The following is a 12,882-nucleotide window of genomic DNA, read 5'->3' on the forward strand; positions in this document are numbered from 1 at the left end:
ATCGCCACTAGCTCGACCTGAGCATGTTGCGCAACACGTACTGCAAGATGCCGCCGTTTCGGTAGTAGTCGGCTTCACCGGGAGTGTCGATGCGCACCACGGCGTCGAATTCGACTGCCTTACCGCCATCTTTGGCGGCCTTCACGTGCACGGTCCTGGGCGTATTGCCGTTGTTGAGTTCCTCGATACCGGTGATCTCGAAAACCTCGGTGCCGTCCAGCCCCAAGTCCCCCGCGGACTTGCCGTCCGGGAATTGCAGCGGGATCACGCCCATGCCGATCAGGTTGGACCGGTGGATGCGTTCGAACGACTCGGCGATCACCGCGCGAACACCCAGCAGCCGAGTGCCCTTGGCTGCCCAGTCACGTGATGAGCCGGACCCGTATTCCTTACCCCCGAGCACGACCAGCGGAATGTCTTGTGCCGCATAGTTTTGCGCTGCGTCGTAGATGAACGCCTGCGGTCCGCCGTCCTGGGTGAAGTCGCGGGTGTAGCCACCCGAGACGTCGTCCAGCAGCAGGTTGCGCAGCCGGATGTTGGCGAAGGTGCCGCGGATCATCACCTCGTGGTTGCCGCGCCGCGAACCGAAGGAGTTGTAGTCCTTGCGGTCCACACCGTGCTCGTCCAGGTATTGAGCGGCAGGGGTTCCCGGCTTGATGCTGCTGGCAGGGGAGATGTGATCGGTGGTCACCGAGTCGCCCAGCAGCGCGAGTACCCGTGCGCCGCTGATGTCGCCGACTGGCTCCGGCTCGGCGGGCATGCCGTCGAAGTACGGCGGCTTACGCACGTAAGTCGACTCGGCGCCCCACTCGAACGTGTTGCCGCTCGGCGTCGGCAGGTTGCGCCACCGCTCGTCGCCCTTGAACACGTCGGCGTAGTTGCGGACGAACATCTCCTGGTTGATCGCCGACGCGATGGTGTCCGAGACGTCCTTCTGCGACGGCCAGATGTCCTCCAGGAAAACGTCATTGCCGTCCTTGTCCTGGCCCAGTGGGTCGGAGTCGAAGTCGAAATCGAGCGTGCCGGCGAGCGCGTACGCGACCACCAGCGGCGGCGAGGCCAGGTAGTTCATCTTGACGTCCTGGCTGATCCGTCCCTCGAAGTTCCGGTTACCGGACAGCACCGCGGTCACGGAGAGGTCGTTGTCGTTGATTGCCTTCGAGATCTCCTCGGGCAGGGGGCCGGAGTTACCGATGCAGGTGGTGCAGCCGTAGCCGACCAGGTAGAAGCCCAGCTTCTCCAAATACGGCCACAGCCCGGCCTTTTCGTAGTAATCGGTGACGACCTGCGAGCCCGGGGCCATCGAGGTCTTCACCCATGGCTTCGATGTCAGGCCCTTCTCCACAGCGTTTTTGGCCAGCAATGCGGCGCCGAGCATCACTTCGGGGTTGGAGGTGTTGGTGCACGACGTGATCGCGGCGATCACCACCGCGCCGTGGTCAAGGACGAATTCGCCGCGTTCGTCGGACTTGATATCCACCGGACTGCTCACCCGGCCCTTGGCGTTCTTGGCCGCCGAATGCACCGGGGCGTCGGGGTGGTCGTCGGCGTGGCCGTTCGTCGGCTGACCCGGATCGCTGGCCGGGAAAGTCTCGTCGATCGTCTCGTCGAGCTTGGAGTAGTCCTTACTGCCACCGCCGTTGTCGACGTAGTCGGAGATCTGCTTACGGAAGGTTGACTTGGCTTCCGACAACACGATCCGGTCTTGCGGCCGCTTGGGCCCGGCGATCGAGGGGACCACCTCGGACAGGTCGAGCTCGAGGTATTCGGAGAACGCCGGTTCGTGCGCGGGGTCGTGCCAGAGGCCCTGTTCCTTGGCGTAGGCCTCCACCAGGGCAACCTGTTCCGGCTTGCGGCCGGTGAACTTGAGGTAGTCGATGGTCTCTTGGTCGATCGGGAAAATTGCTGCGGTAGAGCCGAATTCGGGACTCATGTTGCCTAGGGTCGCCCGGTTGGCCAGCGGTACCTCGGCAACGCCTTTCCCGTAGAACTCGACGAATTTGCCGACAACGCCGTGCTTGCGCAACATCTCGGTGACGGTCAGCACCACATCGGTGGCAGTAACGCCCGCCTTGATCTCGCCGGTCAGCTTGAAGCCGACGACCCGCGGGATGAGCATCGAAACCGGCTGGCCGAGCATGGCGGCCTCGGCCTCGATGCCGCCGACACCCCAGCCCAACACACCGAGGCCGTTGACCATCGTGGTGTGCGAGTCGGTGCCGACGCAGGTGTCGGGGTAGGCCAGTCCGTTACGCGCCATCACGACGCTGGCCAGGTACTCGATGTTGACCTGGTGCACGATGCCGGTGCCCGGCGGCACCACCTTGAAGTCGTCGAATGCGCCCTGGCCCCAACGCAAGAACTGGTAGCGCTCGCCGTTGCGCTCGTATTCGATCTCGACGTTGCGCTCGAAAGCGTCGGCGGTGCCGAACCAGTCGATGATCACCGAGTGATCGATCACCAGGTCGGCCGGCGCAAGGGGGTTGACCTTGTCGGGGTTGCCGCCCAGCGCGGCGACGGCCTCACGCATGGTGGCGAGGTCAACGATGCAGGGGACGCCGGTGAAGTCCTGCATGACGACGCGTGCGGGGGTGTACTGGATTTCGATGCTGGGCTCGGCCTTGGGATCCCACTGCGCGATCGCCTGGATGTGATCCTTGGTGATGTTGCTGCCGTCTTCGTTGCGCAGCAGGTTCTCGGCGAGCACTTTCAGGCTGTAGGGGAGTTTCTCCGTCCCCGGAACTGCGTCCAGCCGATAGATGTCGTAACTGTCGTCACCGACCTTCAAGGTGTCGCGGGCTCCGAACGAATTCACCGAATCTTTGCTGGTCACATCCACTCCCGTATTTTGTTAGTCGGCGCCGACCCGCTGCGCCCGGCTCGGACCCGGCTGCCGCATCCGCGACCGCGCCCCTAGTTCGGCTCGCCGACGGGCTGTGTCGACGAAGCACTGCCACTCTAACAGTACGCTTGTCCTGCATTCGTGCGGACCCGAAAACTTTGTTTTCTTTCAGCCGACCACCTGCTGTAACGCCCGCGTCGTCAGGCGGTACGGTTTCCAACCGTGACCACCCCGCACCCGCCGCTCTATATACCCGGCGAGATCTGCGGCGCTGTCGGTGCCGATCCGGCGAGCAACCCCGATGCGTGCCTGGCGATCGTTCAGCAGCAGGTCGGCGTTGGCAACATCAGCGCACCGCCGTCAGTCGCGCCGGCCTTGGTCGAGTTGGTCACCCAGGCGCACGAGCACAACATCGATCTCAAGATCGTCGTGCTCGATCACAATCCGCCCAATGACACCCCGCTGCGCGACATCGCGACGGTGGTCGGTTCTCAACACCCCGACGCCACCGTGCTGGTGCTCAGCCCGAATTACGTCGGCAGCTACAGCACCCACTTCCCGCGCGCCACTCTGGAGATCGGCGAAGACAACGCCAAGACCGGTAACACGGTGGTCTCGGCGCAGAATTTTTTGCACCAGCTCGAGACGCCGCAGTTTCCGTGGACCGGATTCACGATCGTTCTGCTGATCGGGGTACTGGCGGCGGTGGCCGGAACCCGATTCCTGCAATTGCGGGCCAGGCGATCAGCAACGCCGCACGTTGGCGGCGAAGCCGCCCAAGAAGACGCTGATCGCAGCGTTTAACTCGTCGTATTGCTCTCGTGTCGGATACCGTCGGCGCCGGTGCCGCTGTCCCCGGCAAATTGCTGATGTCACCGTAGGGTCACAGTTCTCAGAAGAACAGACTTGTAATTTGTGACTTAAGTTTCCACTGGGTCAGATGTGACTTACGGTGCAGGGGATGCATTTGATTTATTCGTGCTTCCAGTGATTGCTGGGGCCGACGCCGTCCGCCCGCGTTGAGCCAAGGAGACCCGAGTCGAATGAGACGCAACTGCCGCGGCTCGTCTTTCCGAGTGGCTTCCGTGTTCACCCGCCGCGTTGGTCCCGCGATCCTCTGCGCCGCTCTGCTGCTGGGCACGCCAGGCCTGGCCAAGGCCGACCCCGACACCATGGCCAAGTTGATCGCCGAGGTGGCGCGGGCCAATCAACGTCTTCAAGACCTCAACGCCCAGATCCAGACCGAAGAAGAAAGCGTCAACAAGGCGGTGGTTGACGTCGAGAGCGCGCGCGACAACGCGACGGCAGCGCAACACGACGTCGAATCAAGTCAGCAGTCGGTCAAGAACGCGGACGCCGCAATCACGGTCGCGCAGAAGCGATTTGACCGTTTCGCGGTGGCCAGTTACGTCAACGGCCCGTCGAACGGTTACCTCACCGCGGCCAGCCCCGACGACATGATCTCGACCGCGGCCGCCGGCCAGGCCCTGGCGGCCAGCTCGCAGCACGTGATGGACAACTTGCAACGGGCCCGCACTGAGCAGTTGAACAAAGAGTCGTCTGCCCGGCTGGCCAAGCAGAAGGCCGACAAGGCCGTCGCCGACGCTCAATCCAGCCAGAACGTGGCGGTGGCGGCCCTGACCGCCGCACAACACAAGTTCGGCGAACAGCAACAAGAAGTCACTCGACTGGGCGATGAGCGTAATGCCGCCCAAGCCAGACTCGACGCCGCCCGCAATTGGTCGGCATCCGCGGGCGGACCGGATGCCGGACAGCGGGCGGCGTCGTCTGACCGGTGGGACCCGGCGGCGCCGGGTACACCCAGCCGGCCGCAGGGCAACGGTGGAAACTGGGACGGCGCATGGGATCCCACGCTGCCGCAGGTGCCCAGCGCCAACGTCCCCGGCGACCCGATCGCGATCCTCAATAAGGTCCTCGGGACGATGTCGACCTCGTCGGAGGTCACCTCCAACATGGGTCGCAGCTTCTTGCAGCAGTTGGGGTTGGCGCCCACGCCAACGGGTTTCACCAACGGCAAGATTCCGCGGGTCTATGGACGCCAGGCATCTGAGTATGTGATCCGCCGCGGGCTGTCGCAGCGGGGCGTGCCGTACTCGTGGGGTGGCGGCACCGCCGCCGGACCCGGCAAGGGTATCGGGTCGGGCTCGGGAACCACGGGCTTCGACTGCTCTGGACTGGTGCTGTACTCGTTCGCCGGTGTGGGCATCAAGCTGCCGCACTACTCGGGCGCTCAATACGACCTGGGCCGCAAGATCCCGGCCTCGCAGATGCGCCGTGGCGACGTCATTTTCTACGGCCCCGGCGGCAGCCAGCACGTGACGATCTATCTCGGCCAGGGCCAGATGCTCGAAGCGCCCGACGTCGGCCTCACGGTCCGGGTCGCGCCGGTTCGCACCAGCGGCATGACGCCTTACGTCGTCCGCTACATCGAATACTGAGGCGTGAAAGGATTTATGCGGCAGGGGTTTACGAACTTCAAACGTAGCTGTCAGACCAGGCTGGTCTGGCCGGTGCTGGCTGTCTTCAGCCTGCTGATCGGACTGGCCATCCCGGCGAACGCCGAAGACGGCTCCTGGGACCCGACCCTGCCGCCGGTGATCAGCGCAGGCGCGCCCGGCGACCCGGTCGCCATCGCCAACCAGTCGCTGCAAGCCACCGCCAACGCGACTCAGACCACTCTCGATCTGGGCAAGCAATTCCTCGGCGGGCTGGGAATCAACCTCGGCGGCAACACCACCAGTCCGAACGGGATACCGCGGGTCTACGGCCGCCAGGCGGTGGAGTACGTGATTCGCCGTGGGGCGTCTCAGATGGGCGTGCCGTATTCGTGGGGTGGCGGCACGCCCAACTCACCGAGTAAAGGCATCGACTCCGGTGCCAACACCGTCGGCTTCGACTGTTCCGGACTGGTCCGGTACAGCTTCGCCGGGGTGGGCGTGCTGCTGCCGAGGTTCTCCGGGGACCAGTACAACGCCGGTCGTCACATCCCGCCTTCGCAGGCCAAGCGCGGCGACCTGATCTTTTACGGCCCGGGCGGCGGCCAGCACGTCACCATCTACCTGGGCAACGGCCAAATGCTGGAGGCTTCGGGCAGCGCCGGCAAAGTCACGGTCAGCCCCGTCCGCAAGGGTGGCATGACCCCCATGCTGACCCGAATCATCGAGAACTAAGCGGGCGTCCTCGGACGCCACGTCGACGGATGCCGGGTGGCCTGGAATAGTTGAGCAAGGGCACGCCGCTGCCCCGCGACATTCGGCGTGCGAGAGTCGTGTCGTATCGAGCGTTAGAAGGTTGAGCCGTGGAGGGTAATCGATGACATCAGCAGGCGGGCCGCCCCCGGGCACCAGCGGTTACTCGGCTCCGGGCGGGCACTCGACAGCCCCTGCGCACGCGGCCGCGAGCGGCGGTGGCAACGGCTTGGCCGCCGAGGTGCACACCCTGGAACGGGCCATTTTCGAGGTCAAGCGAATCATTGTGGGCCAGGACCAACTCGTCGAGCGGATGCTCGTCGGCCTGCTGTCGAAGGGTCACGTGCTGCTCGAGGGTGTGCCCGGCGTCGCCAAGACCTTGGCCGTGGAGACGTTCGCCAAGGTGGTCGGCGGCACGTTTGCCCGCATCCAGTTCACCCCCGACCTGGTGCCCACCGACATCATCGGTACCCGCATCTACCGGCAGGGCAAGGAGGAGTTCGACACCGAGCTTGGCCCGGTCGTCGCGAATTTCCTGCTCGCTGACGAAATCAACCGTGCACCGGCCAAGGTGCAGTCGGCGCTACTGGAGGTCATGCAGGAGCGGCAGGTGTCGATCGGTGGCAAGAGATTCCCGTTGCCCAACCCGTTCCTGGTGATGGCGACCCAGAACCCGATCGAGCACGAGGGTGTGTATCCGCTGCCCGAAGCGCAGCGTGACCGCTTCCTGTTCAAGGTCAACGTCGGCTATCCCTCGCCGGAGGAAGAGCGCGAGATCATCTACCGGATGGGTGTGCGCCCGCCGGAGCCCAAGCAGATCCTGGACACCGGTGACCTACTGCGCCTTCAGGAGATTGCGTCGAACAACTTCGTCCACCATGCGCTGGTCGACTATGTGGTGCGTGTCGTCACCGCGACGCGCCACCCCGAGCAACTCGGGATGAACGATGTGAAGAGCTGGATCTCGTTCGGCGCATCGCCGCGTGCCTCGCTGGGCATCATCGCCGCGGCGCGTTCACTGGCGCTGGTACGTGGCCGCGACTACGTGATTCCGCAGGACGTCGTCGAGGTGATCCCCGACGTGCTGCGGCACCGTTTGGTGCTCACCTATGACGCGCTGGCCGACGAAATCTCGTCGGAGATCGTGATCAACCGGGTGCTGCAGACTGTCGGTATGCCACAGGTGAATGCTGTTCCGCAGCAAGGGCATTCAGTGCCGCCGGCGATGCAGGCCGCGGGTGCGGCCAGCGGTCGGTGACCGATAGCGACTCCGCCGCGGAGCAGCCCGTGGCTACCCGCCCGCCGTCGATGCTGCGCGGGAATATCGACGACCCCAAACTGTCCGCGGCTTTGCGCACGCTCGAGCTCACGGTCAAGCGCAAACTCGACGGTGTCCTGCACGGCGACCACCTGGGCCTGATCCCGGGGCCGGGATCAGAGCCCGGGGAGTCGCGCGAGTATCAACCCGGCGACGACGTGCGCCGGATGGACTGGGCGGTGACTGCGCGCACCACCCATCCGCACGTACGGCAGATGATCGCCGACCGCGAGCTGGAGACCTGGCTGGTGGTCGACATGTCGGCCAGTCTGGACTTCGGTACGGCGGTCTGCGAGAAGCGTGATGTGGCGGTAGCTGCGGCAGCGGCCATCACATTCCTCAACAGCGGCGGTGGTAACCGGCTCGGAGCGCTGATTGCCAACGGCGAGAAGGTAACTCGAGTGCCGGCTCGCTCCGGACGCCAGCATGAGCAAACGATGCTGCGCACCATCGCGACCATGCCCAAGGCGCCGGTCGGCGTGCGCGGGGATCTGTCGGCGGCCATCGATGCCCTGCGTCGTCCGGAACGACGCCGCGGGATGGCGGTGATCATCAGCGACTTCCTCGGCCCGATCAACTGGATGCGTCCTTTGCGGGCCATCGCCGCCCGGCACGAGGTGCTCGGCGTAGAGGTGCTCGATCCCCGAGACGTCGAGTTGCCCGACATCGGCGACGTGATCTTGCAGGACGCCGAAACCGGCCGCACCCGCGAATTCACCATCGACGCGCAGTTGCGCGACGACTTCGCCAAAGCCGCCGCGGCCCATCGGGCCGAGGTGGCCCGCACGTTGCGAAGTTGTGGAGCGCCGCTGTTATCGCTGCGAACCGATCGCGATTGGATCGCCGACATCGTCCGTTTCGTCGAATCCCGCCGTCGCGGGGCACTGGCGGGGCGCCAGTGACTCGCGCTTTTTACGAGCCGGGCCTCAACACCAGGACGGGTCTGCTATGACTTTGCCGTTACTCGGACCGATGACGCTCTCTGGATTCGCCCACGCATGGTTCTTCGTTTTCCTGCTGGTGATCCTCGGACTGGTGGCGCTTTACATCATCGCCCAGGTGGCCCGGCAGCGCCGGATGCTGCGCTTCGCCAACATGGAGTTGCTGGAAAGCATTGCGCCCAAGCAGCCCACCCGGTGGCGGCACCTGTCGGCGATCCTGTTGGTGGCGGCGCTGGTGCTGTTCACGATCGCGATGGCCGGCCCGACACATGATGTGCGGATTCCACGCAACCGAGCGGTCGTCATGCTGGTCATCGACGTGTCGCAGTCCATGCGGGCCACCGACGTCGAGCCCAACCGGATGGCGGCGGCCGAAGTGGCGGCCAAGGAATTCGCCGGTGAACTGACGCCCGGTATCAACCTCGGGCTGATCGCCTACGCGGGGACGTCGACAGTTCTGGTCCAACCGACGACCAACCGCGACTCGACCAAGGCCGCGCTGGACAAGCTGCAGTTCGCCGACCGCACCGCCACCGGCGAGGGCATCTTCACCGCGCTACAGGCCATCGCCACCGTGGGCGCCGTGATCGGTGGGGGCGATACGCCGCCTCCAGCGCGCATCGTGTTGTTCTCCGACGGTAAAGAGACGATGCCGACCAACCCGGACAACCCCAAGGGCGCGTTCACCGCCGCGCGCACCGCCAAGGACCAAGGCGTACCGATTTCGACGATCTCCTTCGGAACCCCGTACGGCTTCGTGGAGATCAACGGTCAGCGCCAGCCGGTACCGGTCGACGACAGCACGATGAAGAAAGTCGCCGAACTCTCCGGCGGCAACCACTTTGACGCTACGAATTTGCAAGAGCTCAAGCAGGTCTACGCCTCGCTGCAGGAACAGATCGGTTACGAGACGATCCGAGGCGACGCCAGCGTCGGCTGGCTGCGGCTGGGTTCGCTGGTACTGGCACTGGCCGCGTTGGCGGCGTTGCTGATCAACCGGCGGCTGCCGACCTAGTTCGCTTGTACAGCAACGCCGGGCGATTTCGGCGATGCCGTGGTCAAGCGATAGGTTGTCGGGGTGACTGATGAAGCCACCGAGCTCGCCGCCGATGGCGGCAAACCCGCATTCGTATCCCGTTCAGTGCTGGTCACCGGCGGAAACCGGGGGATCGGTCTGGCGATCGCGCAACGGCTGGCCACCGACGGCCACAAGGTCGCCGTAACGCACCGCGGATCCGGGGTACCCGAGGGCTTGTTCGGCGTCGAGTGTGACGTCACCGACAACGACGCGGTCGACCGCGCATTCAAAGCGGTCGAGGAGCATCAGGGTCCGGTCGAGGTGGTGGTGTCCAACGCCGGCGTCTCCGCCGACGCGTTTCTCATCCGGATGACCGAGGAGCGATTCGAGAAGGTCATCGACGCCAACCTCACCGGTGCGTTCCGGGTGGTCCAGCGCGCATCGCGCAGCATGCAGCGAAAGCGGTTCGGCCGGTTGATCTTCATCGGCTCGGTGTCCGGCAGTTGGGGCATCGGCAACCAGGCCAACTACGCAGCCTCCAAAGCCGGTGTGATCGGAATGGCCCGCTCGATCGCCCGGGAGCTCACCAAGGCCAATGTGACCGCCAATGTGGTCGCGCCGGGCTATATCGACACCGACATGACCCGTGCGCTCGATGAGCGGATTCAGGAGGGCGCGCTGGACTTCATCCCGGCGAAGCGGGTCGGTACCGCCGCCGAAGTTGCCGGGGTGGTCAGCTTTCTGGCGTCGGAGGATGCGAGTTACATCTCCGGTGCGGTGATCCCGGTCGACGGCGGCATGGGCATGGGCCACTGACGATTACACAATTGAAGGACGGAAATGGCAGGACTGCTCGAAGGTAAACGGATCCTGGTCAGCGGGATCATCACTGACGCATCGATCGCGTTTCACATCGCCAAGGTGGCCCAGGAACAGGGTGCACAACTGGTGTTGACCGGATTCGACCGGTTGCGGCTGATCCAGCGTATCGCGGACCGGCTGCCGGAGAAGGCTCCGCTGATCGAACTCAACGTGCAGGACGAGAAGCACCTCGACACCTTGGCCGAGCGCGTGACCGCTGAGATCGGCGAGGGCAACAAGCTCGACGGCGTCGTACATTCGATCGGTTACATGCCGCAGACCGGGATGGGCGTCCACCCGTTCTTCGACGCGCCCTACGAAGATGTCTCCAAAGGTATTCACATCTCGGCGTATTCGTACGCCTCGCTCGCCAAGGCGTTGCTGCCGATCATGAATCCCGGCGGCTCCATCGTCGGGATGGACTTCGACCCGACCCGGGCGATGCCGGCGTACAACTGGATGACGGTGGCCAAGAGCGCGCTGGAGTCGGTCAACCGGTTCGTGGCACGCGAAGCCGGCAAGCATGGCGTCCGCTCCAATCTTGTTGCAGCAGGCCCGATCCGAACACTGGCGATGAGCGCCATCGTCGGCGGTGCGCTCGGCGACGAGGCGGGCGCCCAGATGCAGCTGCTCGAAGAGGGCTGGGACCAGCGAGCGCCGATCGGGTGGAACATGAAGGACCCGACACCGGTGGCTAAGACAGTGTGCGCGCTACTGTCCGAGTGGTTGCCGGCCACCACTGGGACCATCGTCTACGCCGACGGCGGCGCCAGTACCCAATTGCTATAACAAGCAATGCAATTCGACGCAGTCTTGCTGCTGTCCTTCGGTGGACCGGAAGGGCCGGAGCAGGTTCGGCCGTTCTTGGAGAACGTCACCCGCGGCCGCAATGTGCCGCCGGAACGCCTCGACGAGGTGGCGCAGCACTACCTGCACTTCGGCGGAGTGTCGCCGATCAACCGGATCAACCGGGATCTGATCGGCCAACTGCACGCCGAATTGGACGTGCCGGTGTATTTCGGTAACCGCAACTGGGGTCCCTACGTCGAAGACGCCGTCGCAGTCATGCGCGACAACGGTATTCGGCGTGCGGCTGTGTTCACCACATCGGCATGGAGTGGGTACTCAGGCTGCAGTCAGTATTCCGAAGACCTCGACCGGGCCAGGCAGGCCGCCGGACCCGGCGCGCCCGAACTGGTCAAGCTGCGCCGATACTTCGACCACCCGCTGTTCATCGAGATGTTTGCCGACAACATCGCCGCCGCCGCCGAGACCGTGGCCAAGGGCGCGCGCCTGGTGTTCACCGCGCACTCCGTTCCGGTGGTCGCCGACGACCGCCTCGGGCCCAGGCTCTACAGCCGCCAAGTGCGTTATGCCGCGGGGCTTGTCGCGGCGGCCGCGGGCTATGCCGACTACGATCTGGCCTGGCAGTCACGCTCGGGTCCGGCGCAGGTGCCGTGGCTCGAACCCGATATCGCCGACCACGTTGCCGCGCTCACCGCCTCGGGCACCAACGCCGTGATCGTCTGTCCGATCGGGTTCGTCGCCGATCACATCGAGGTGGTGTGGGATCTCGACACCGAATTGCGCGCACAAGCCGATGCAGCGGGCATCGCCCTCGCACGGGTCAGCACTCCCAACGCCGACCCGCGCTTTGCCCGGCTCGCAATAGACCTCATCGACGAACTACGTTGTGGCCGTGCGCCCGCGCGGGTGACCGGGCCGGATCCGGTGCCGGGTTGCGCGGCAGGCATCAACGGTGAACCGTGCCGCCCGCCACACTGCGCCGCCGAGGTCTGGCCCGGCTAGCTCTGCCACGCGGCGCGCATAATCGCAGTCAGCGCAGCCGTTCTCGCCGATCGCACAACCGAGGCCAGCGGCCGCAGCGCGTCGGTGGCGATCTGAGCCTCGGACAGCGACTGCGTGCCGATCCGGCTGAGCCCGGCGCTGACCGTGATGATCGCGTCGACGTGCGCCGCGTTCTCCAGCACCCGTAATGCGCGCGATGGCGCCGGTTCGGGAATCTGGTGGTGCCGAGTGGATTCCAACAGTTGCTCGACAAGTCCGCGCGGATCGTCGACGTCGACGCCGGCCGATCCCAGCCCGATCGTGGTGAGGGCATTGGCGGCGGATCGCACCGCCGACCGCAGCGTGTATTCGGCCTCGCCCAAATCCGTCTGGTCGATCACCGGGTCGCCCGGTAGCGAATAGACCGTCCACGACAGCGCACACAATTCGGGGATCGCCGATTCGTCGTCCGAGTCGTCGTAGTCGAACTCGGGTACCAGTCCGACAGCCACGCTGGGGTCGTCGGGATGGGTGGCGATCACCGCTTCGCCGGCCGCTAACGCATCTCGTTCGAACTGGGTGCCCGGCGGCAACCCGCGGACGTCGCCGGGAACCGGTAACACCACCCTGATCGACGGTGTGCCCGTCACCGCCTGTCCGGCCGCCGTCCGCAACGTCTGCAGCAGCGTTACCGCGCCGGCGTCCTGGATGTCCGGCCACGGCAGCCCGGTATGCCCGGCCGCAACGTCATCGTACGCGGTAACGGAATGTGTTGGAGCCCAACATGATAACGCGTCGAGGACGTCGTCCGGCGCGGCCTTGCCGGCGAACCAGGCGTTGGCCCACACCGAGAGCGTTGCGCTTGGGCACCACATGGTTTCGCAGTCTAGTTGTTTGCCGCGGCC

The 12,882-nt window shown here is 65.2% G+C and carries 11 protein-coding genes; 9 read left to right on the forward strand and 2 right to left on the reverse strand.

The features are described from left to right. Positions 1 to 7 precede the first annotated feature (7 nt). Positions 8 to 2,833 carry an aconitate hydratase gene (locus WAO18_RS13155; protein WP_422206705.1) on the reverse strand — a complete coding sequence of 942 codons (2,826 nt, stop codon included), beginning with the start codon at positions 2,831 to 2,833 and terminating at the stop codon, positions 8 to 10. 231 nt (positions 2,834 to 3,064) lie between these two features. On the opposite strand from WAO18_RS13155, the gene WAO18_RS13160 reads away from it, so the two are divergent. The 9 genes from WAO18_RS13160 to WAO18_RS13200 all read left to right on the forward strand — a co-directional run bounded on the left by WAO18_RS13160 (position 3,065) and on the right by WAO18_RS13200 (position 11,998). Next, the gene (locus WAO18_RS13160) at positions 3,065 to 3,646 is read left to right on the forward strand and encodes a DUF6676 family protein (RefSeq protein WP_422206706.1); all 582 of its coding nucleotides are present in this window, start codon (positions 3,065 to 3,067) and stop codon (positions 3,644 to 3,646) included. Between the two features lie 239 nt (positions 3,647 to 3,885). Next, a complete protein-coding gene (gene ripA / locus WAO18_RS13165) occupies positions 3,886 to 5,301 on the forward strand; it encodes an NlpC/P60 family peptidoglycan endopeptidase RipA (protein WP_422206707.1) in 1,416 nt (471 codons plus the stop codon). A gap of 15 nt (positions 5,302 to 5,316) precedes the next feature. Beyond that, the gene (ripB, locus tag WAO18_RS13170) at positions 5,317 to 6,033 is read left to right on the forward strand and encodes an NlpC/P60 family peptidoglycan endopeptidase RipB (protein WP_422206708.1); all 717 of its coding nucleotides are present in this window, start codon (positions 5,317 to 5,319) and stop codon (positions 6,031 to 6,033) included. A gap of 142 nt (positions 6,034 to 6,175) precedes the next feature. Further along, on the forward strand, positions 6,176 to 7,309 hold the full coding sequence (locus tag WAO18_RS13175) for an AAA family ATPase (RefSeq protein WP_422206709.1): 1,134 nt from the start codon (positions 6,176 to 6,178) through the stop codon (positions 7,307 to 7,309). 50 nt (positions 7,310 to 7,359) lie between these two features. Beyond that, complete coding sequence (locus WAO18_RS13180; RefSeq protein WP_422206716.1) at positions 7,360 to 8,271, forward strand: DUF58 domain-containing protein; 912 nt, start codon at positions 7,360 to 7,362, stop codon at positions 8,269 to 8,271. Positions 8,272 to 8,317: 46 nt separating this feature from the next. Continuing rightward, positions 8,318 to 9,325 carry a VWA domain-containing protein gene (locus tag WAO18_RS13185; RefSeq protein ID WP_422206710.1) on the forward strand — a complete coding sequence of 336 codons (1,008 nt, stop codon included), beginning with the start codon at positions 8,318 to 8,320 and terminating at the stop codon, positions 9,323 to 9,325. A 63-nt stretch (positions 9,326 to 9,388) separates the two neighbouring features. Next, on the forward strand, positions 9,389 to 10,144 hold the full coding sequence (gene fabG1, locus WAO18_RS13190) for a 3-oxoacyl-ACP reductase FabG1 (RefSeq protein WP_422206711.1): 756 nt from the start codon (positions 9,389 to 9,391) through the stop codon (positions 10,142 to 10,144). Between the two features lie 24 nt (positions 10,145 to 10,168). After that, positions 10,169 to 10,978 carry an NADH-dependent enoyl-ACP reductase InhA gene (gene inhA / locus WAO18_RS13195; RefSeq protein WP_422206712.1) on the forward strand — a complete coding sequence of 270 codons (810 nt, stop codon included), beginning with the start codon at positions 10,169 to 10,171 and terminating at the stop codon, positions 10,976 to 10,978. A gap of 6 nt (positions 10,979 to 10,984) precedes the next feature. Continuing rightward, positions 10,985 to 11,998, forward strand: coding sequence for a ferrochelatase (locus WAO18_RS13200; RefSeq protein ID WP_422206713.1), 1,014 nt, complete (start codon positions 10,985 to 10,987; stop codon positions 11,996 to 11,998). On the opposite strand, the gene WAO18_RS13205 is transcribed toward WAO18_RS13200, so the two are convergent. Beyond that, complete coding sequence (locus tag WAO18_RS13205) at positions 11,995 to 12,852, reverse strand: hypothetical protein (RefSeq protein ID WP_422206717.1); 858 nt, start codon at positions 12,850 to 12,852, stop codon at positions 11,995 to 11,997. The two genes, WAO18_RS13200 and WAO18_RS13205, sit on opposite strands and share 4 nt — an antisense overlap. Positions 12,853 to 12,882: the final 30 nt, after the last annotated feature.

Origin of the sequence: Mycobacterium sp. (assembly GCF_049278535.1) — a bacterium.
GTDB lineage: Bacteria > Actinomycetota > Actinomycetes > Mycobacteriales > Mycobacteriaceae > Mycobacterium.